The 20,299-nt window shown below is 73.2% G+C and carries 16 protein-coding genes; 12 read left to right on the forward strand and 4 right to left on the reverse strand.

What is annotated here, in order from left to right; genetic code table 11:
- Positions 1-8: 8 nt before the first annotated feature.
- The 3 genes from FB476_RS00455 (at position 9) to FB476_RS17060 (ending at position 5,684) form a co-directional block, all read left to right on the forward strand.
- The gene (locus tag FB476_RS00455) at positions 9-1,445 is read left to right on the forward strand and encodes an LVIVD repeat-containing protein (RefSeq protein WP_141817037.1); all 1,437 of its coding nucleotides are present in this window, start codon (positions 9-11) and stop codon (positions 1,443-1,445) included.
- 78 nt (positions 1,446-1,523) lie between these two features.
- The gene (locus FB476_RS00460) at positions 1,524-1,892 is read left to right on the forward strand and encodes a YchJ family protein (protein WP_141817038.1); all 369 of its coding nucleotides are present in this window, start codon (positions 1,524-1,526) and stop codon (positions 1,890-1,892) included.
- 117 nt (positions 1,893-2,009) lie between these two features.
- The gene (locus tag FB476_RS17060; protein WP_141817039.1) at positions 2,010-5,684 is read left to right on the forward strand and encodes a cell wall-binding repeat-containing protein; all 3,675 of its coding nucleotides are present in this window, start codon (positions 2,010-2,012) and stop codon (positions 5,682-5,684) included.
- Between the two features lie 70 nt (positions 5,685-5,754).
- Here FB476_RS17060 and FB476_RS16310 read toward each other — a convergent pair whose 3' ends face one another.
- From FB476_RS16310 to FB476_RS00480, 3 genes are read right to left on the reverse strand one after another with little or no spacing between them, the layout of a single operon-like run.
- On the reverse strand, positions 5,755-6,537 hold the full coding sequence (locus FB476_RS16310) for a DUF4097 family beta strand repeat-containing protein (protein WP_170233472.1): 783 nt from the start codon (positions 6,535-6,537) through the stop codon (positions 5,755-5,757).
- Positions 6,534-7,223, reverse strand: coding sequence for a response regulator transcription factor (locus FB476_RS00475; RefSeq protein WP_141817040.1), 690 nt, complete (start codon positions 7,221-7,223; stop codon positions 6,534-6,536). The genes FB476_RS16310 and FB476_RS00475 overlap by 4 nt, the downstream gene beginning before the upstream one ends.
- Positions 7,220-8,602, reverse strand: a complete 1,383-nt coding sequence (locus tag FB476_RS00480) for a sensor histidine kinase (protein ID WP_141817041.1) — start codon at positions 8,600-8,602, stop codon at positions 7,220-7,222. Before FB476_RS00480 ends, FB476_RS00475 begins: the two co-directional genes overlap by 4 nt.
- A gap of 155 nt (positions 8,603-8,757) precedes the next feature.
- On the opposite strand from FB476_RS00480, the gene FB476_RS00485 reads away from it, so the two are divergent.
- The 4 genes from FB476_RS00485 to FB476_RS00500 all read left to right on the forward strand — a co-directional run bounded on the left by FB476_RS00485 (position 8,758) and on the right by FB476_RS00500 (position 13,123).
- Positions 8,758-9,687, forward strand: a complete 930-nt coding sequence (locus FB476_RS00485) for an alpha/beta fold hydrolase (RefSeq protein ID WP_141817042.1) — start codon at positions 8,758-8,760, stop codon at positions 9,685-9,687.
- A 338-nt stretch (positions 9,688-10,025) separates the two neighbouring features.
- Positions 10,026-11,564: an ATP-dependent DNA ligase gene (locus FB476_RS00490; RefSeq protein WP_141817043.1), complete on the forward strand. Its 1,539-nt coding sequence runs from the start codon at positions 10,026-10,028 to the stop codon at positions 11,562-11,564.
- A gap of 72 nt (positions 11,565-11,636) precedes the next feature.
- Complete coding sequence (locus tag FB476_RS00495) at positions 11,637-12,293, forward strand: GTP pyrophosphokinase (RefSeq protein WP_238329486.1); 657 nt, start codon at positions 11,637-11,639, stop codon at positions 12,291-12,293.
- Between the two features lie 68 nt (positions 12,294-12,361).
- Positions 12,362-13,123 (forward strand): SDR family NAD(P)-dependent oxidoreductase, encoded by a 762-nt coding sequence (locus FB476_RS00500; RefSeq protein ID WP_141817044.1) that lies wholly within the window; start codon positions 12,362-12,364, stop codon positions 13,121-13,123.
- On the opposite strand, the gene FB476_RS00505 is transcribed toward FB476_RS00500, so the two are convergent.
- On the reverse strand, positions 13,116-13,823 hold the full coding sequence (locus tag FB476_RS00505) for a helix-turn-helix transcriptional regulator (protein WP_141817045.1): 708 nt from the start codon (positions 13,821-13,823) through the stop codon (positions 13,116-13,118). The genes FB476_RS00500 and FB476_RS00505 overlap by 8 nt on opposite strands.
- 105 nt (positions 13,824-13,928) lie before the next feature.
- Here FB476_RS00505 and folE point away from each other — a divergent pair, with 105 nt between their 5' ends.
- From folE to FB476_RS00530, 5 genes are all read left to right on the forward strand, one after another.
- On the forward strand, positions 13,929-14,549 hold the full coding sequence (gene folE / locus FB476_RS00510) for a GTP cyclohydrolase I FolE (RefSeq protein ID WP_141817046.1): 621 nt from the start codon (positions 13,929-13,931) through the stop codon (positions 14,547-14,549).
- Positions 14,546-15,763 carry an NAD(P)/FAD-dependent oxidoreductase gene (locus tag FB476_RS00515; RefSeq protein WP_141817047.1) on the forward strand — a complete coding sequence of 406 codons (1,218 nt, stop codon included), beginning with the start codon at positions 14,546-14,548 and terminating at the stop codon, positions 15,761-15,763. Before folE ends, FB476_RS00515 begins: the two co-directional genes overlap by 4 nt.
- Positions 15,764-15,827: 64 nt before the next feature.
- Entirely contained in the window at positions 15,828-17,123 is a 1,296-nt protein-coding gene (locus FB476_RS00520) for a cell wall-binding repeat-containing protein (RefSeq protein WP_141817048.1), read from the forward strand.
- A 79-nt stretch (positions 17,124-17,202) separates the two neighbouring features.
- Positions 17,203-18,444 carry a dicarboxylate/amino acid:cation symporter gene (locus FB476_RS00525; protein ID WP_141817049.1) on the forward strand — a complete coding sequence of 414 codons (1,242 nt, stop codon included), beginning with the start codon at positions 17,203-17,205 and terminating at the stop codon, positions 18,442-18,444.
- Positions 18,445-18,500: 56 nt separating this feature from the next.
- A complete protein-coding gene (locus FB476_RS00530; RefSeq protein WP_141817050.1) occupies positions 18,501-20,294 on the forward strand; it encodes a DUF429 domain-containing protein in 1,794 nt (597 codons plus the stop codon).
- Positions 20,295-20,299 lie beyond the last annotated feature (5 nt).

Here is a 20,299-nt window from a genome sequence, read left to right on the forward strand (position 1 = left end):
GGATCCCCATGACGAAGTCCTCGCGACCGCCACGACGCGGCCTGCGCACCGCGCTCGCGCTGGCGGGTGCCGCCGCGCTCACGATCACCACCGCCACGACGGGTCTGGCGACGCCCGACACCACCGAGGCGAACGCCGGCGACATGGCCGTCGCGCAGCTGGCCCCGGGCGAGATCTCCAAGAGCAAGAACATCAAGCACCTGGCCAACCTCCCGATCCCGGACGTGCTGGCCGGTGGCTACGGCACGGACCTGGCCTTCCAGGACGACCTGGCCTTCATCGGCAGCTACAACGGCTTCTGGGTGGTGGACGTCTCCAAGCCCAGCAAGCCCAAGATCGTCAGCACGGTCCTGTGCCCCGGTGGCCAGGCCGACATCACGGTGGACGGCGACCTGCTCTTCCTGTCGGTCGACGCCCCGCGCACCGACGACTCGTGCAGCAGCCAGGCCTCCAACGCCGCCGACCCGACGGCCTGGGAAGGCATGCGGATCTTCGACATCAGCGACGTGCGCAACCCCCGCTACGTCGCCGCGGTGCAGACCGACTGCGGATCGCACACCCACACGCTGGTGCCGGGCACGGGGAAGAACAAGAAGAACGTCTACCTCTACGTGAGCAGCTACGGCCCGCGCGACACCTTCCCCAACTGCCAGCCCCCGCACGACTCCATCTCGATCGTCGAGGTGCCGGTCAAGCAGCCGCACAAGGCCAAGGTCGTCGCCAAGCCCGACCTCTTCGCCGCGGACGGCGGCGGTTACACCAACACCAGCGGCTGCCACGACATCACCGCCTACCCGGAGAAGAAGATCGCGGCCGGCGCGTGCATGGGTGACGGCATCATCCTGGACATCAAGGACCCCGTGAAGCCGAAGGTCGTCGAGCGGGTGCGTGACACCGAGAACTTCGCCTTCTGGCACTCGGCGACGTTCAGCCAGGACGCTGACAAGGTCGTCTTCACCGACGAGCTCGGCGGCGGCGGTGCGGCCACCTGCCTCGACACCATCCCGGACACCAAGGGCGCCAACGCGATCTACGACCTGAGCAAGAAGAACAAGCTCAGCTTCACGTCGTACTTCAAGATCCCCCGCGACCAGGGCACGACCGAGAACTGCGTGGCGCACAACGGCTCGCTCGTCCCGGTCAAGGGCAAGGACATCATGGTGCAGGCGTGGTACCAGGGTGGCCTGTCCGTCTGGGACTTCACGAAGTCGAACCAGCCGGAGGAGTTCGCCTACTTCGAGCGCGGCCCGATCAGCGAGGAGCGCCTGATCCTGGGCGGTGCCTGGTCGACGTACTACTACAACGGCCACATCTACTCCTCGGACATCACCGAGGGGCTGGACGTCCTCAAGATCGACGACAAGCGGACCAAGCCCGCCGAGAAGGTCAAGATGGACACCCTCAACGTCCAGACGCAGCCGAAGTACAAGACCAAGGGTCGCTGATCCTGATCGCCCCGAGGGCGTCGGACCTGCAGCAGGTGTGCAGCGTCCGGCGCCCTCGGCGCGTCTAGGGTCTGGATCATGAGTGCACCCTGCCCGTGCGGCACCGGCCGGTCCCTCGACGCGTGCTGCGGGCCGCTGCTGGCGACCGAGCGGCTGGCGGAGACGGCCGAGGAGCTGATGCGCAGCCGCTACACGGCCTACGTCCTGGGCGACGCCGAGCACCTGTGGCGCACCTGGGACCCGCGCACCCGCCCCGAGGAGCCCTACCTCGGCGAGGCCGGCTGGACCGGGCTGGTCGTGCACGAGGTGGTCGACGGGGGCCCGGAGGACCGGACCGGCGTCGTCGCCTTCGTCGCCACCCACGGCGTCGACGGCCGGCTGGAGGAGCGCAGCCTGTTCACGAGACGGGGCGGGCGCTGGTTCTACACCGGACCTGTCGAATCCTGACCCGATCGTTATCCGCCCGTGACCTGACCTCTTCCCCGGGCCCGATCCGTTTCGTACGGTGGTGGGCGGTGCGTGCGCCACGGGGGCGCTCGCGCGACATATCGAGGGAGATATCGCGTGACATCAGCACACGGGGGAACGCCCCCACGCCGAGCTCTCGCCGGCGTCGCCGTCCTGGCCCTGACGGGAGCTGTCCTGGCCCCGCTCAGCGCCAGCGCGGACGACGGTGACCGGATCGCGCCGGGGTCGCCGGCGCCGGAGAGCAAGATCCACGGCAACCAGATCAGCGGGGCGCAGGTCGCACCCTCCGCCTACTTCGTCGAACTCGCGAGCGAGCCCACCAGCCTGGGGGGCTCGCTCTCGAGCATCCGGGCCGAGCGCCAGGAGCTGATGGCGCACGCCGAGCAGGCCGGCGTCGAGCTCGAGATCCGTTCCGAGTTCGGGTCCCTGTGGAACGGCGTGTCCGTGTCCGCGGCCGAGGGCGACCTCGCCAAGATCGCGGCCTCGGACGTCGTCGAGGCGATCTACCCAGTGGTCGTCGTCGACGCCCCGGAGCGCCCGGAGGCGACCACGATCGACCCCGAGCTGTTCACCGCCATCACGATGACCGGCGCCGACGTCGTCCAGAGCGAGCTGGGCTTCGACGGCACGGGCGTGCGGGTCGGCATCATCGACACCGGCATCGACATCGACCACCCCGACCTCGGTGGCAACGGGACGCCGGGCAGCACCACCTTCCCGACCGCGCGGGTGACGCACGGCGTCGACCTCGTCGGCGACGACTACAACTCCGACCCCAGCGACCCCGCCTACTCGCCCGACCCGGTGCCGGACGCCAACCCCGACGACTGCCAGGGGCACGGCACGCACGTCGCCGGTATCGTCGGGGCGGACGGCGAGGTCACCGGCGTCGCGCCGGGCGTGACCTTCGGCGCCTACCGCGTCTTCGGCTGCGACGGCTCGACCGAGAGCGACGTCATGCTGCGCGCGATGGAGCGCGCCCTCTCCGACGGCATGGACGTCGTCAACATGTCCATCGGCTCCTCCTTCATGACCTGGGCCGAGTACCCCACCGCGCAGGCCTCGGACGCGCTCGCCCGCGAGGGCGTGGTCGTCGTCGCCTCGATCGGCAACAGCGGCGCCAACGGCATCTACTCCGCCGGCGCCCCGGGCGTCGGCGTCGACACCATCGGCGTCGGCTCGGTCGACAACACCAGCTTCATGGCCAACTTCTTCACCGACGAGACCGGCGAGGAGGTGCCCTACACCGTCGGCACCCCCGCCCCGGAGCCGCCGACCTCCGGCACCTCCACGGCGGTCGCGGTGGCCGAGCCGGGCACCGAGCTGGCCCCGGCCTGCGGCACCGACCCGTTCAGCGACGAGCAAGAGGCGCTCATCGACGGCAACTGGCTGCTCGTGCAGCGTGGCGGCCCGCCCGGTGGCGAGGCGTGCTCGTTCTACGAGAAGGCCTTCAACGGCCAGGCCGCCGGCGCGGCCGGCGTCATCATCTACAACAACGCGGCGGGCATGGTGAACCCCAGCGTCGCCGGTGACCCGCCGATCACGGTGCCGGTCGTGTCGGTCTCCCAGGCCGACGGCGCCCGCCTGGTCGCCGCCGCGCTGGCCGACGGGGGGACCACCCTGACCTGGCAGGAGGGCGAGGTCTCGATCCCGAGCCCGACCGGCGGTCTGATGAGCTCCTTCAGCTCCTTCGGCGCCACCGCGGACCTGCGCTACAAGCCGGACGTCTCGGCGCCCGGTGGTCAGATCTACTCGACCTACCCGCTCGAGATCCAGCCGCACGCCACCCTGTCGGGCACCTCGATGGCCGCCCCGCACGTGGCCGGCGCCGTGGCCCTCATGCTCGAGGCCGACCCCGACCTGACGGTGCCCGAGGTCCGCACCCGGCTCCAGAACTCCGCCGAGCAGCTGCCGCTGAGCATCGCCCCGACCGCCGGTCTCGAGGTCGTCCACCGGCAGGGCGCGGGCATGATCCAGGTCGACAAGACGATCCTCGCGGACGTCGTGATCGAGCCGGGTCTGGTCGACCTCGGGCAGCAGCTGCCCGGGGAGTCGAGCACGCACACGCTCACCTTCACCAACACCTCCGGCAGCGCCGAGATCTACGACCTGTCCTACGTGTCGGCCGTCGCCACCTCCGGCACCGGCAACGACTGGGGCTACTACCTCGCCGAGGGCACGGCGGAGTTCTCCGCGCCCTCCGTCACCGTCCCGGCGGGCGGGAGCGCCAGCGTCGACGTGACGATCACCTCGCCCGACGAGGACTACCTCTTCGGCGGCTACGTCGTGGCCACCGGCACCGACTCCAGCACCTACACGGTGCCGGTCGGTGGCGCGTCCTTCGACCTGCAGGACGTCGAGGTGCTGGCCGACCTGATCAACCCCGACGGCACCGTCGCGGTCGAGATGCCCGTGCTGGGCCAGCTCCTGAGCTGCGGCCGGTTCCTCGGCATCGACTGCGTCGACCCGGACGGCGACTGGGACATCGCCGGGCCCGGCACCGTCTTCACGATGGACGAGGGTGACGTGCCGACCGCGCTGATCCACTTCGAGCACCAGGCGCGCGCGATGGACTGGGAGGTCTTCGAGGCCGATGCCGACGGCTCGAAGGGCGCCTCGCTCGGACTCGTGCGCGAGGAGGACTACCTCGCCCGCAGCGCCTCCCGCAACGGCATCTCGGCCTACACCTGGGACGGCATGGTCGTGACGGAGACCGGGGCCCGCGAACGGGTGCCGAACGGCGACTACATCCTCGAGATCACCATCACCAAGGCCAGCGCCTGGAACGACGACCGCGAGCCGGGCACGGAGGTCTGGACCAGCCCGGTCTTCGAGATCGCCTGGGCCGGCACCGGCCTGGTCGACCGTCCGAAGGTCAACCGTGCGCTGGGCACCGACCGCTACTCCACGGCGGCCGAGCTCGCGGTGGAGAACTTCGAGCCCGGCGTCGGGACGGTCTTCGTGGGCAGCTCGCTGGACTTCCCGGACGCGCTCTCCGGCGCGGCGCTCGCCGGCGCCCTGGACGCGCCCGTCCTGCTCACCCGCCCGGACCTCGTCCCGGCGGCCACCCGGATGGCCCTGCAGACGCTCGCCCCCGAGCGGATCGTCATCCTGGGCGGCTCCGGGGCGATCAGCCCGGCCGTCGAGCAGCGGCTGGCCGGCTACGCCCCGGTCGTCGAGCGCATCGCCGGCACCGACCGCTACGCCACCTCGGCCGCGGTCGCGGCGGAGTACGACTCCGCCGACGTGGTCTTCCTGGCCGCCGGCACGGCCTTCGCGGACGCGCTGTCGGCGACGGCACCCGCCGGGGTCGAGCAGGCCCCGGTCCTGCTGACCCGGCCGGACCACCTCCCCGCCTCCGTGCGGGGCGAGCTCGACCGGCTCCGTCCGCAGACCGTCGTCGTCGTCGGCGGTGAGCTCGCGGTCTCCGAGCAGGTCGCGGCGGCTGCCGGTGCCTACGGGGCGGACGTCGTCCGGATCTCCGGCGCCGACCGCTACGCGACCTCGGCCGCGGTCGCGGCGGAGTTCTTCCCGACGCCGACGGACCACGCGCTGCTGGCCAACGGGCTGAACTTCCCCGACGCGCTCGCGTCCGGCCCGGTCGCCGCGCACTACCAGAGCCCGGTGCTGCTGACCCGCCCCGGTGGGCTGCCGGCCTCGGTGCTCGGGGCGGTCGTCGACCTGCGGGCGCAGGAGATCACGATCGCCGGCGGCTACGGGGCGGTCTCCGGGGCCGTCCAGGAGCAGCTGGAGGCCCTGGTCTACCCGTGAGGTCCTGACCGCACGGCCCGGCACGGGAGGCCCCCGCACCACGTGGTGCGGGGGCCTCCTGCCGTGGTCCTCAGCCGCCGGTGACCAGCACCGAGCCGACGCTCGAGGACACCCGCACCTCGTGCTCGGAGGCGGGGTCGGACTCCACCTCGACGACCGCGGGGTCGAGGGTCGCGGTCGCCCGCACGTCGTAGGTGGCCCCGTCGGGCAGCCGGAGCTCGACGTCGCCCACCGCGGTGCGCAGCTCGACCGAGCCGGGCGGCTCCGCGAGGGTGGCACGGATCTGACCGACGGACGTGGTGACCCGGAGCGAGGTCGGCGCCCCGGTGACGGTGACGTCGCCGACGGACCCGTCGACCGTGACGTCTCCGGTCAGCCCGGTGACGTCGACCTCGCCGACGCTCGCCCGGACGGTCACCGGCATCCCGGTGGGGACGGCGACCTGCCAGTCGGCGTAGCACTGCGCGAGCTGCGCGGCGGACGGGCAGTCCAGGGAGACCGTGGTCACCCCGCCGGTCGTGGTGACGACGGGCGTGGGCTCGCGGAAGGACCAGTGCTTGGTGGCCGCCACGACCGGCTCCTCACCGGGTGCGGCCGCCCGCACGTCGACGTCCCCCGCGTCGCCGTGGACCACGAGCTCGGCGGTGCCCGCGGGCAGGGTCAGCACCTGGTGCTCGGCGTCCTCCACCATGGCGGGCACGGTGGCCGCGACGCCGCCCGCGACGAGCAGCGCGACGGCGGCGCCCCCGACGGCGCGGACCGGCCCGTGCCGTCGCGCGTAGGCGGGAGCCGGCAGGGGCGGCTGGGCCGGGTGGTCCTGCGGCTGGACGGGCTGGTCCCGGGGCCCGGTCACGGCTCGTTCCCGTGCTCGAGCCACTGCAGCACCGCGAGCACCCGCCGGTGGTCGTCGCCGGTGGGAGCCAGGTCGAGCTTGCTGAAGATCGACGAGACGTTCTTCTCCACCGCGCCCTCGCCGATGAACAGCTCGCGGGAGATCGCGCTGTTGGTGCGGCCCTGCGCCATGAGCCGCAGCACGTCCTGCTCGCGCGGGGTGAGGCGCGAGAGCGGGTCGACGTGCCGGGCCCGCGACATCAGCTGCGAGATGACCTCCGGGTCGAGCGCCGTCCCGCCCTCGGCCACCGTGCGGATCGCCTCGATGAACTCGCTGGTGTCGGCCACCCGGTCCTTGAGGAGGTAGCCCACGCCCCGCGGCCGCCCGGCGAGCAGCTCGGTGGCGTAGGTCTCCTCGACGTACTGGCTGAGCACCATCACGGCGGTCTCGGGCAGCTCGGAGCGCACCACGAGCGCCGCCTCCAGGCCCTCGGAGGTGAAGGTCGGGGGCATGCGGACGTCGACGACGACGATGTCGGGACGGTGCTCGCGCACCGCGGCCAGGAAGGTCTCGGCGTCGGGGCAGGCGTCGACGACCTCGAGGCCGGCGGCCTGCAGCAGGCGGACGAGGCCGTCGCGGAGCAGCACGGAGTCCTCGGCGAGGATGACGCGCAGCCGGTCCGGCGCGCTCTGGTCGGGGGTGGTCATCGCGTCCTTCCGGGTCGCATGGGCAGGGTGATGGACAAGGTGGTGCCGGCTCCGGGCGGGGAGTCGACGTGCAGCTCGCCGTCGACGGAGGCGACGCGCTGGCGCAGGCCGGTGAGGCCGGTGCCGCGACCGAGCGCCGCACCGCCCCGACCGTCGTCACCGACGACGACGCTGAGCTGCTCCCCCGCCGGGCCGTCGCGGAGACCGAGGTCGACCGTGGCCCGCCGGGCGCCGGAGTGCTTGGCCACGTTGGTCAGCGCCTCCGAGACGCAGAAGTAGGCGATCGCCTCGACCGTCGGGTCGGGACGGCGGACGGCGGGGTCCGGCAGGTGGATGGAGACCGACACCGGCACCGGGCTGCGGGCGGCCAGCGCCGAGACGGCGGCGTCCAGGCCACGGTCGGTGAGGATCGGGGGCACGATGCCGCGCGCCACCTGGCGCATCTCGACGATCGCCTCCTTGGCCGCGGCGTGCGCCTCGTCGATGAGGGCTCGGGCACCGTCGGGGTCGCTGTCGAGGGTGGACCGGGCCAGGCCGAGGTTCATCGCGATCGCCACCAGCCGCTGCTGCGGTCCGTCGTGCAGGTCGCGCTCGATGCGGCGGCGCTCGGCCTCGACCGAGTCGATGGTCTCGGAACGGGAGGCGGCGAGGGTCTCGACCCGGTGGCTCATCTCGCGCAGCTGGCGCTGCGGGTCGTCCCCGAGCAGCCAGCGGGCCAGCGCCACGTCGACGCTGCCCAGGCCCCGGGCCACCCAGGGCACGGCCAGCAGCATGACGAGCCCGCCCAGCCCGCCCACGGCATATCCGGTGGAGGTGGAGACGCGCAGGAGCCACAGCACGCGCACCCCGTCCTCCGGGGCCACGGTCGACAGGAACGGCAGGGCGGCCAGCGCGACGCCCTGCACGAGCAGGCCCAGCACGAGCAGACCGGCCAGCACCCCCCACAACCCGTGGAGGGCGGCCCACCCGAGCGCCCGGAGCCGCGGCTCGTCCAGCCCGAGCACCCGCCGCCAGGTGGGTGCCCCGCTGACCGGGACCGGCCCGACGTCGATGCCGGAGAAGACGGTGAGCATCCAGCGGTGGGCGCGGCCGAGCAGCCAGGCCGCCCAGAGACCGAGGGCCACCAGGACGAGACCGGCGCCCATGACGGGCGTGGAGAACAGGCCGGCGACCGTCAGGGAGACGATCACCAGGGCGGCGAGCGCCGTGCCCAGACCCAGCACGAGGCCCACGGCGACCCACCAGCCCTGCGCCCAGCGGCGCAGCAGGCGCGGGCGCACGGGAGGGTTCGCGAAGGTGCCGTCGGGGACCCTGCCGGGCAGGGGCGGCGGCGGCCCGGTGGTCCCGGCGCCCTCGGAGGGCAGGGCAGGAGCGGTCATGCGTCCACCGTAGTGAGGCCGGGGGCGTGCGGACGAGGGTGCCGACCTCCGAGGTGGGAGGGGGGACAACCCCCGTCACGACCCGCCCGGTGCCCGTGATCCACCTCTCCCGCGGGACCTCTTGCCTTCCTGCGGATCCGGCGTAGCGTCGGATCATGATCGTCAACGATGACACCTCTGTAGACACGGCCACCGAGATCGGTCACGGACCGAAGACCGTCATCTGCCTGCCGGGCTGGTTCGGTTCGTCGACCGGCTGGGGCCAGGGTTTCGTGGACACGCTCGACCGCGAGCGTCTCCGCTACGAGTTCATGGACTACCGCGGCTACGGCGAGCGCCGGGGCTCGGGCGGTCCCTACACGATCGACCAGATCGCCGCCGACGTCCTCGAGCTCGCGGACGACCTCGGCGTCGAGAGCTTCTCCCTCGTGGGTCACTCGATGGGAGGGTCGGCGATCCAGCGCGTGCTCGCCCTCGCCCCGGAGCGGGTGGAGTGCATCGTGGGCGTCACGCCCGTGCCCGCCTCAGGAACGCCCTTCGACGCCGAGGGGCGTTCGTTGTTCGAGGCGGCGGCCGCGGACGACTCGGCCCGTCAGGCGATCATCGACATCACGACCGGCAAGCGCCTGTCCTACGTGTGGATCGACAAGCTGGTCCGCCACAGCCGCGCCCGCTCCGACCAGGAGGCCTTCGCGGCCTACTTCGAGGCCTGGGCCGACACCGACCACGCCGCCGAGGTGCCCGGTGACCGGGTGCCGGCGCTCGCGATCGTCGGCGAGCACGACCCGGCCATCACCGAGCAGGTCGTCCGCGACAGCTGGTGCGCGCTGCACCCGAGCTCGCAGGTCATCGTGCTCCGCAACGCCGGCCACTACCCGATGTTCGAGACGCCGATCCGCCTGGCGACCGTGATCGAGGAGTTCATCGAGGCGCAGCACGCGGCCGACAAGGACCGCCCGCTCGTGGCCACCACCGGAGCGGTCCGCGACGGCCGTCCGACGGCCCGGGAGCGGGTCCCGGAACGGGTGCCGGGGCCGGTCCGGGAAGATTTACCGAACCCTGACCAAGCCCATACCCCGTCTTGACCAACCCCGGGCTAACGTCGATCTCGATCGACGTTGACGGGAACCACCCCGCCGGAGTCCCCTACCCCTGGCTCTGACGGACGGCCCCGAGGACTCGATCGAGCGCGCACGTCGCCTGGCGACCGGACCCCCTGCACCCGGTCGCTCATAGGGGGGAAGGCGTGCAACGCGCCGAAGGGCGCGCCGGCTGTCACGGGCCCGGCGCGCCCTTCAACGCGTGCGGAGGTATGTCGTGCGAGTCACGTCGTGCCGCCCGCACTCCCCGCCCCGCTCCCGCCCACCCCGGGGTGGGCGTCTCCCGGGGGCGCCGTCGCCACCGCTGCGGCAGACTGCCGGACATGCGGCTCTCCCGGGTGATCGACACGTCCGCCGCCGTCGCGGCGACCCGCTCCCGCACCACCAAGGTGGAGCTCCTCGCCGGGACGCTGCGCGAGGTCGCGGCCGCCGAGCCACCCTCGGCCCGGCTCGTCGCGGTCGTCGCCGACTACCTGGCGGGGACCCTCCCGCAGCGCACCGTCGGGGTGAGCTGGCGCGGCCTGCGCGACCTGCCCGAGCCCGCTCCCGAGCCGTCCCTGGAGGTGCTCGAGGTCGACGACGCCCTGACCCGGCTGCGTGCCACCACCGGCTCGGGCTCGCAGGCCTCCCGCGCCGCGGCGGTGCGTGAGCTCTTCGGCCGGGCGACCCAGCAGGAGCAGGCCTGGCTCGTCGGCCTGATCACCGGCGAGCTGCGGCAGGGCGCCTCCGACGGGGTGCTCCTGCCGGCCGTCGCGAGGGCGGCCGACGTGCCGGAGCCGCTCGTCCGTCGCGCCGTCATGCTCGCGGGGTTCCCCGGCCCGGTGGCCGCGGCCGCGCTGCTCGAGGGGGCAGCCGCGCTGGAGGCCCTGCGGCTCGAGGTCGGACGACCCCTGCGGCCGATGCTGGCCGGCTCCGAGCCCGACGTGGCCTCGGTCGTGGACGGCACCCGCGAGGTCGCGGTCGACACCAAGCTCGACGGCATCCGCCTCCAGGTGCACCTCGACCGCGACGCGCAGACCCCGGTGCGCCTCTTCACCCGCAGCCTCGACGAGATCACCGACCGGCTGCCCGAGGTCGTGGAGACCGTGCTCGCGCTGCCCGCGAGGACCGCCGTGCTCGACGGCGAGGTGATCGCGCTCGGTGACGACGGTCGGCCGCTGCCCTTCCAGGTGACCGGGGCCCGCACCGCCTCGAGCGCCGACCCCGCCGCCCTGTCGAGGTCGACGCCGGTGACGACCTTCCTCTTCGACCTGCTCCACCTCGACGGCCGCGACCTGGTCGACGAGGCGGCGGTCGTCCGTTGGGAGGCGCTCGCGGGCCTGGCGCCCGACCTCGTCGTCGACCGCGTCGTCACCGATCGCCCGGAGGTGGCGCAGGAGTTCTTCGCCGACGTCCTGGCGCGCGGGCACGAGGGCGTGGTGGTCAAGGACCCCGAGGCGCCCTACGCCGCCGGTCGCCGCGGTGCCGGCTGGGTCAAGGTCAAGCCGCGCCGCACCGCCGACCTCGTCGTCCTCGCGGTCGAGTGGGGCAGCGGGCGGCGGCAGGGCTGGCTGTCCAACATCCACCTCGGCGCCCGCGACGCCGCCACCGGCGAGCTGGTCATGGTGGGCAAGACCTTCAAGGGGATGACCGACGCGATCCTGGCCTGGCAGACCGAGCGCTTCCTCGCGCTCGAGACCGCTCGCGAGGGGCACGTCGTCCACGTCCGGCCCGAGCAGGTCGTGGAGATCGCCTACGACGGGGTGCAGACCTCGCGGCGCTATCCCGGCGGCATCGCGCTGCGCTTCGCCAGGGTGCTGCGCTATCGCGACGACAAGGGCCCGGACGAGACCGACACGCTGGCGAGCCTGCGCGACGGCTGAGCCCTCCCGCTCGCGCCACCGCGTCCGCACCACCCCCAGCGTCCACCCAGCCCCGAACCCTACGGTGCCCGCGTGAGCACCTCTCTCGAACGCACCCGGTCGCGCCTGGACGAGCTGGAGTCCGTCAACGCCGAGGTCACGCGGCTCCTCATGGAGCACCAGTTCGGGATCGAGGAGCTCACCACCAAGATCTCGATCCTCCAGGACGAGTTCACCCACCTGCACGACACCAACCCGATCGAGCACGTGGACGCCCGGCTCAAGAGCGTCCGCTCGATCGTCGAGAAGGTCACGAGGCGCGGCTTCGAGCCCACGCTGGAGAACATCCGCCGCGAGGTCACCGACATCGCCGGGATCCGCATCACCTGCGCGTTCGTCTCCGACGTCTACGCCGTCTTCGACATGATCGCCGGCCAGCCCGACCTGCGGGTGCTGCAGGTCAAGGACTACGTGGCCGACCCCAAGCCCAACGGCTACCGCAGCCTGCACGCCCAGGTCGAGGTCCCGGTGCACCTGTCCGACCGCACCGTCCCCGTCGTCGTCGAGCTCCAGCTGCGCACCGTGGCGATGGACTTCTGGGCCGCGCTGGAGCACAAGATCTACTACAAGTACGACAAGCACGTGCCCGCCGACATCCTGCGCGACCTGCGTGAGGCCGCGGTCGTCTCGGCCGACCTCGACGCACGGATGGAGTCGCTGCACGAGCGGGTGCACGGCACGCTCGACTGAGGCAGCCCGCGCGGCGCGCGCGAGCGGGGCCGGGCACGGCCTACCCCGGCTGTGGCAGAGTCGCGCGCATGGCGACCCTCGACCTGTTCCGTCTCGACGGCTCGGTGGCGATCGTCACCGGGGCCTCCAGCGGCCTGGGCGTGGCCTTCGCGCGGGCGCTCGCGGGGGCCGGTGCCGACGTCGTCCTCGCCGCTCGCCGCGTCGACCGGCTGGAGGAGACCGCGCAGCTGGTCCGCGGCACGGGGCGGCGGGCGCTGGTGCACCAGCTCGACGTCGCCGACCCGCAGCAGTGCCAGGAGGTCGTGGACGCCGCCGTGGCCGAGCTGGGGTCGGTCGACGTGCTGGTCAACAACGCCGGCGTCGGCACCGCGGTGCCGGCGACCCGGGAGACGCCCGACCAGTTCCGCGGGGTGATCGACGTCAACCTCGCCGGCTGCTACTGGATGGCGCAGGCGTGCGCGCGCGTCATGCGCCCCGGGTCGAGCATCGTCAACGTCTCGAGCGTCCTGGCCCTCACCACCGCCGGACTGCCCCAGGCCGCCTACTCCGCGAGCAAGGCGGGCCTCCTCGGCCTGACGCGCGACCTCGCCCAGCAGTGGACCGGTCGCCGCGGCATCCGCGTCAACGCCATCGCCCCGGGGTTCTTCGCCAGCGAGATGACCGAGCAGTACCCGCCCGGTTATCTCGAGGCCCAGCAGGGGCGCATCCTGGCCGGGCGCCAGGGCGATCCCGACGAGCTGGCGGCCAGCGTCGTCTACCTCGCCTCCCGCGCCGCCGGCTACGTCACGGGGCAGACGCTCGTCGTCGACGGTGGTCTGACCATCACCTGAGCCGGGCGACCACGCAGCACCGGCCCTCGCCGGGCTCCAGGCAGGCCTGCACCTCGCCCCGGCCCAGACCCTCGGCGACTCCCTGCACGAAGTGCTGGTTGAGGCCGCACACCAGCTCGGTGTGGCGCTGCGCCAGGGCGTGGAAGGGGCAGTTGGCCAGGAGCAGCGAGGGCGCGTCGGCATCCTCGGGCCCCGTCCGCCGGGGCTCGTAGCCGAGCGGCTCGAGCGTCGCCGCGAGCGCCTCGAGGGCCTCGCCGGGTCCGCCGCCCACGGGGTCCTCGCCCGCAGCCTCCTCGCCCGCGACACGGCCGGCCTCTGCTGCCTCCCGCTCCAGCGACGCTTCGAGCGGTGTCCCGGCGAGAGCACGAGCGACACCGGCCGCGAGCACCTCGCCGACGAGGTCGTAGCGGCGCGGCGGGAGGGAGACGGCCACCTCCCGCGCCGCGCGGCGGTAGAGCTTGCTCGGGCGACCCGAGCCGGGGCCGGTGCGCTGCCCGAGCCGGCGGTACTCCACCTCGAGCAGCTCGTCACGCACCAGCCGGTCGAGGTGGAAGCTCACGGTGTGCAGCGGCAGGTCCAGCTCCCGCGCGGCCTGCTCGCGCCCGACCGGGCCGGGCTGCGCCACGACGTAGTCGTAGAGACGGCGGCGCGTCGGCTCCGCCAGGGCTCCGATGCCCGCGACCAGGGATGCGCGATCCATGCGACCGATTCTAAAACAGAGAACCGTTGACACAAGAGAGGCGCGGTTCTAACGTGGATCGCATCGTGCTTTAGAGAGCGTCGCCCCGAGAAGGAGGTCGGCCCTGTGAACGCCGTCGCCGCCGTCGAGCAGGCCACCCCGTTGCGGCCCCGGATCGTGGCCGAACGCCCCGTGGTCGACCTGGAGGCGGCCGAGGCCGCCGCCGCCGACCTGCTGGCCGCGCTGGGCCTGGACCTGACCCAGGAGAGCCTGGTCGACACCCCGCGCCGGATGGCGCGGGCCCTGCACGAGCTGATGGCCCCCGAGGGGTTCGAGCTGACGTCCTTCGCCAACGAGGAGGGCTACGACGAGCTGGTCCTGGTCCGCGACATCCCGGTCCGCTCCCTGTGCGAGCACCACATGCTGCCCCTCGTCGGCGTCGCCCACGTGGGCTACCTGCCGGACCGCCGCATCCTCGGGCTGTCCAAGCTGGCGCGGATGGTGGACCTGCACTCCCGCCGCCCGCAGACCCAGGAGCGCCTGACCACGGCGGTCGCCGACCACCTCCGGCGCGAGCTCGCGCCCGCCGGGGTGGGCGTCGTCGTGGAGGCCGAGCACACCTGCATGACCCTGCGCGGCGCCCGTGCCCCCGGGGCGCGCACCCTGACCTCCGCCGTCCTGGGCCGGCTGCGCGACGATCCGAGCAGCCGGGCCGAGTTCCTCTCCCTCGCCAGGAGGCTGCCATGACCGGGACCAGCAGGATCGTCGTCGTCGGGGGCGGGCTTGCGGCCGCCACCGCGGTCACCGAGCTGCGCGAGCGGGGGTTCGCCGGCTCCGTCACGGTCGTCGGGGTGGAGTCCCGGGCGCCCTACGAGCGGCCGCCCCTGTCCAAGGGGGTGCTGACCGGCGACGAGGAGCCGGACACCGCGCTCGTCCACCCTGCGGAGTGGTATGCCGAGCACGACGTCGAGCTGCTCCTCGGCGAGCCGGCGACCGCGATCGACCGCGCCGCCCGGACGGTCGAGGTGGGCGACCGACAGCTCGGCTACGACGCCCTCCTGCTCGCCACCGGCGCGACGCCCCGGCGTCTGCCGGCGGCGGACGACTCCGGTGCACCGGTGCTCTACCTGCGGACGATGGAGGACTCCCTGGCCCTGCGCGCGACGCTGGCGGGCGGGGCCCGCACCCTGGTCGTGGGCGCCGGCTGGATCGGGCTCGAGGTCGCCTCGGCCGCGCGGCGGGCGGGCGCCGACGTCGTCATGGTGGACCCGGCCGAGGCTCCCCTCGCCCGCTCGCTGGGAGCCAGGGCGGGAGCCTTCTTCGCGGACCTGCACCGGGGCCACGGGGTCGACCTGCGGCTGGGCACCGGGGTCGAGGGTTTCCGGGGCGGTCGGGACGGCGCCGTCGTCACCCTCGGTGACGGGACGCGGGTGGAGGCCGACCTGGTGGTGGTCGGGATCGGCGTCCGGCCCGAGGTGGGCCTGGCGCAGCAGGCGGGCCTGGACACCGACGACGGCATCCTCGTCGACGGCGCCCTGCGCACGGCGGACCTCCGGGTGTGGGCCGCCGGCGACGTCGCCTCCCACGACCACCCCATGCTCGGGCGGCTGCGCGTGGAGCACTGGGACACCGCGATCCAGCAGGGGAGGCACGTCGCCCGCGGCATGCTCGGTGACGTCACCCCCTATGCGGTCCAGCCCTACTTCTTCACCGACCAGTACGACTGGGGCATGGAGTACGTCGGCCACTGCCGCCCCGACGACGACGTCGTTGTGCGTGGCCGGCCGGACAGCGGGCTGGTCCTCGTGTGGACGCGCGCCGGGCGCGTCGTGGCCGGCATGCAGGTCAACGACTGGGACGCCACCGACGTGCTGCGCCGGCTGGTGGGAGCTCCGGCACCTGCCGGCCTCGACGACCCCGACGTGCCGCTGGCCGAGCTGGGAGCCGCGGCTCGGTCCTGACGCTCGCGGGCCGGGTCAAGCGTGACGCGTGTGATCTTCGGCACAAGAGTGTATGAAGTGACGCATGGGAACGTACCCTGGTGCGCGTCGGGGGCGGCGCCGCGTCCCCGCACGTCCCTGGTCGGGCCCCTCCGACCGCGTCCCGAGGAGGCCGACGATTCCGTCCCTGCACCGCATACCCGCCGCGCTGATCTCCCTGGCCGTCCTGGCCGGACCCGGGCTCGCCCCGGCCGTCGCCAGCACCTCCGAGCCACCCGCCACCACCGCTGCCGCGGAAGAGCTGGTCCTCGGTCCTGAGCACGTCGAGGCCGTCCGCGCCCGCGTCGAGCAGGTGCGGGCCGACCGCCCCGTCGGCCCGCAGCCGGACGCCGGGCTCGCCCCTGCGGCGTCGACGAACCCCGTGGTGACCCGCCACGCCGGGACCGACCGCTACGCGACGGCGGCCGCGCTCGCCGACACCTGGTACCGCGACTACTTCTGGGACGAGACGAAGAGCCCCTTCCCCAAGGAGTTCGAGAAGATCGCCTTCGTGGCCAACGGCGCGACCTTCGCCGACGCCCTCTCCGGCGGCGCCGCCGCGGCCTCGTGGGGCGGCCCGATCCTGCTGACCAAGACCGACCGGCTGCCGTCGGCGACCAAGGCCAGCCTGGCGGGGCTGCGTCCCGACGCCATCGTCGTGCTCGGCGGGCCGGACGCCGTGGACGCGACCGTCGAGCGCGCCCTCCGGGCCTACGTGCCCACCGCCGACAACGTCTACCGCGTCGGTGGCAGCAACCGCTGGGAGGTCTCCGCCGGGACCGCCGGGCTCATCGGACGGGCGCCGGTCGCCTTCGTCGCCAGCGGGGAGAACTTCCCCGACGGACTGTCGGGCGGCGCCGCCGCGGGCACCGTCACGTCGCCGCTGCTCATCACCAAGCGCGACTCGGTGCCCTCCGTCGTGATGTCCGCCCTGCAGGAGGTCCGCCCGCAGCGCGTCTACGTCGTCGGCGGCACGGACGCGGTGAGCGACACCGTGGTGTGGCGCCTGAGCTCGACGCTCAGGGTGCCGGTGACGCGCGTCTCGGGGACGGACCGTTTCGCGGTGGCCGCCGCCGTGGCCGCCGTCCACCCGACCCAGCACGGCGCCACCGTCGCCAACGGTCAGGACTGGGCCGACGCCCTGGCGGGCAGCGCGTTCGCCGGGCTCATGGGCGACAAGCTGCTGCTGCTCAAGAGCGACTCGGCACCGCTGGCCACGCAGCAGGCGATCGTGCAGCACGGCCTGACCTCGATCGACGCCCTCGGCGGCACCGCCAGCGTGCAGGAGAAGGTGCTCACCACGCTGCGCCGGCTGAAGGTGGACGGGCCCGGGGCCGGCTGACGCCCGCCCGGCCCCGGCCGGGCGCTCGGCACGTCCCTGCCAACTTCCGAGTAGCACCTCACGGTGCCATCATGCGGAGGTGAAGAAGCCCGGCCTCCTCGTCCGCATCGTCCTCGCCATCGTCCTGGGCATCGCCCTCGGACTGTTCCTGCCCGACCCGGTGGTGCGGATCTTCGTCACCTTCAACGGGCTGTTCGGCAACTTCCTGACCTTCATCATCCCGCTCATCATCGTCGGGCTGATCACGCCGGCGATCTCCGAGCTGGGCAAGGGCGCGGGCAAGTGGCTCGGTATCACCGCCGGCATCGCCTACGGCTCGACGGTGCTCGCCGGGCTGGCAGCCTTCGCGGTGTGCGCGGTGGTGCTGCCTCGGATGCTCGAGGCGGGCTCCATCGACCAGGTCGCCGATCCCGAGGCGGGGCTGCTCGAGCCGTTCTTCACGGTGGAGATGCCCCCGGTGTTCGGCGTGATGACCGCGCTGCTGGTCTCCTTCCTCGTCGGCATCGGCCTGACGCTGCTGCACACGGACACCCTGCACAAGGGCTTCGTCGAGCTGCGCTCGATCGTGGAGAAGGTCATCGCGGCGATCATCATCCCGTTCCTGCCGCTCTACGTCTTCGGCATCTTCCTCAACATGACGTCGGCCGGGCAGGTGTGGGAGGTCATCACCACCTTCATCGGGGTCATCCTGCTCGTCTTCGTGCTCACGGTCCTGCTGCTCCTGGCGCAGTACTCCGTGGCCGGTGCGGTGACCGGGCGCAACCCGCTCAAGGCCCTGCGCACCATGCTCCCGGCCTACGCCACGGCCCTCGGCACGTCGTCCTCGGCGGCGACCATCCCGGTCACGCTGCGCCAGGCCGTCGCCGCCGGCGTGAGCCGCCCGGTGGCGTCCTTCGTCATCCCGCTGTGCGCCACCATCCACCTCGCCGGCTCGACGGTGAAGATCGTGTCCTTCTCGATGGCCGTGCTGCTGCTCTCCGGGGGGCAGATCAGCCTGGGCGTCTTCATCGGCTTCGTCTTCATGCTCGGCATCACGATGGTGGCCGCGCCCGGCGTGCCGGGCGGAGCCATCGTCACGGCGGCCGGCCTGCTCACCTCCATGCTCGGCTTCTCCGAGGAGATGGTCGGGCTGATGATCGCGACCTACATCGCGATCGACTCCTTCGGCACCGCGACCAACGTCACCGGTGACGCGGCGATCGCCATGGTCGTCGACAAGCTCAGCGGCGACGAGCTGCAGCACGGCACCTTCGTCGAGACCGAGGACGGCCGCCTGATCACGGTCGGCGACGACGAGGACCCGCTCCCCGACGAGCGCTGACGGCGCCGCCGGCCGGTCGGGCCCCGTCGCAGGGGAGGAACCGGCAGAGTAGGGGCATGCACTACGTCGGCATCGACCTCGCCTGGGGCGACCGCAGCCCCACGGGCGTGGCGGTCCTCGACGCCGACGGGCGACTGGTCCACGTCTCGGTCGCGCAGACCGACGACGAGGTGGTGGCGGCGGTCACGCCATACACCTCCGAGGCCTGCCTCGTGGCCGTCGACGCCCCGCTCGTGGTGACGAACGCGACCGGCAACCGCCCGGCGGAGGCGGCCCTCAACCGCGACTTCGCGCGCTTCGACGCGGGCGCGCACCCGTCCAACACCGGCAAGGCCGAGCTGGCCGGCACCCCGCGCGGAGCGCGGCTCGTCAAGCGCCTGGGGCTGGACATGAACCCCGCCTCCGGGCGTGCCCGGCGGGCCATCGAGGTCTACCCGCACCCCGCCACCGTCGTGCTCTTCCGCCTCGGTCGGACGCTGAAGTACAAGAACAAGCAGGGCCGGTCGCTGGAGACCCTGCGCGCCGCCCTGCTCGAGCTGGCCGGACACCTGGAGGGCCTGGCGACGGCCGACCCGCCGATGACGCTGACGGGCAACCCGGCCTGGGAGGGGCTCGTCACGCGCCTCCGCGAGGCGCGCCGCAAGAGCGAGCTGCGCGTGGTGGAGGACCAGGTCGACGCCGTGGTCTGCGCCTACGTCGCGAGGTATGCCGACGCGCACCCCGGGCGCACGACCACCTACGGCGACCTCGCCACCGGCTACATCGTCACGCCCACGCTGCCCGAGGACCTGGTGCCCGAGCCGCGGGCGCGGGCGGGTCGGGCGGAGCCGTCGGAGGACGAGGCGCCCCCGACCGAGCCCGACCCCGTGCGCGCGGCCGTGCGGGCCTACGTGCGCGACCGTCCGGCCCTGGAGGAGGCCACCCGGGGCTACGTCCGACTGGTCACCGACCTCCTCGACGAGGCCGGCATCAACTACCTCGCCGTGACCGGCCGGACCAAGAGCGTGGAGTCGTTCGCGGGGAAGGTGGAGCGCCTGCTCGACCGCGGCGTCGCGCCCGAGGACCTCGAGGAGCAGATCACCGACCAGGTCGGCGTGCGGGTGGTGACCTACGTGCTGACCGACGTCGCCGCCGTGGCCGACCTGCTCGGCGACCAGCTGCGCGTGCTCGACGACCGGGACATGGGGCGGGAGACCGCCTCGGAGGGACGGTGGGGCTACGCCAGCCGGCACGTGCTCGTCCAGGTGGACGAGGACAGCGCGCGGGTGGCCGACGACCCGGCGCGGGCCGCGCTCGCGGGCCGCACGGCCTCGGTGCAGGTGCGGACCGTGCTGCAGCACGCGTGGGCCGAGTTCGAGCACGACATCCGTTACAAGGGCTCGGTGCCGGAGGAGCACGCCAACGACCTCGACCGCCGGTTCGCGCTGGCCGCGGGGCTGCTGGAGCTGGCCGACCGCGAGTTCGAGACGATCCGCGACCGGCTGCGGGTCAGCGTCGTCGAGGCGGCCGAGGAGGACACCGACCCGCGCATCGACGCGACCGACCTGGCGGCCTTCCTCGCCGGGCGCTTCCCCGACGCCGGGTGGTCACGCACCGACCACTACGCGTGGGTCTCCTCGCTGCTGCTCGAGCTCGGCATCACCTCGCTCAAGGAGCTGGGCAGCGTGCTGCAGGAGGTCGACTCGGCGGCGATCACCGAGCAGATGGCCTACAAGTACCCGCCCGGCGCGGTGCGCCGCCTCGACGACGCGCTGCTCGCGTCCTTCGGGGAGAGGTATGTCGCGCTGCACGGAAACGCGCACCGCGTGGACCTGCTGCGCGCCCGGCTGGCGCGGCTCTCCGGGGCCTGACGGCC

The sequence above is a fragment of the Ornithinimicrobium humiphilum genome (assembly GCF_006716885.1).
Classification (GTDB): domain Bacteria; phylum Actinomycetota; class Actinomycetes; order Actinomycetales; family Dermatophilaceae; genus Ornithinicoccus; species Ornithinicoccus humiphilus.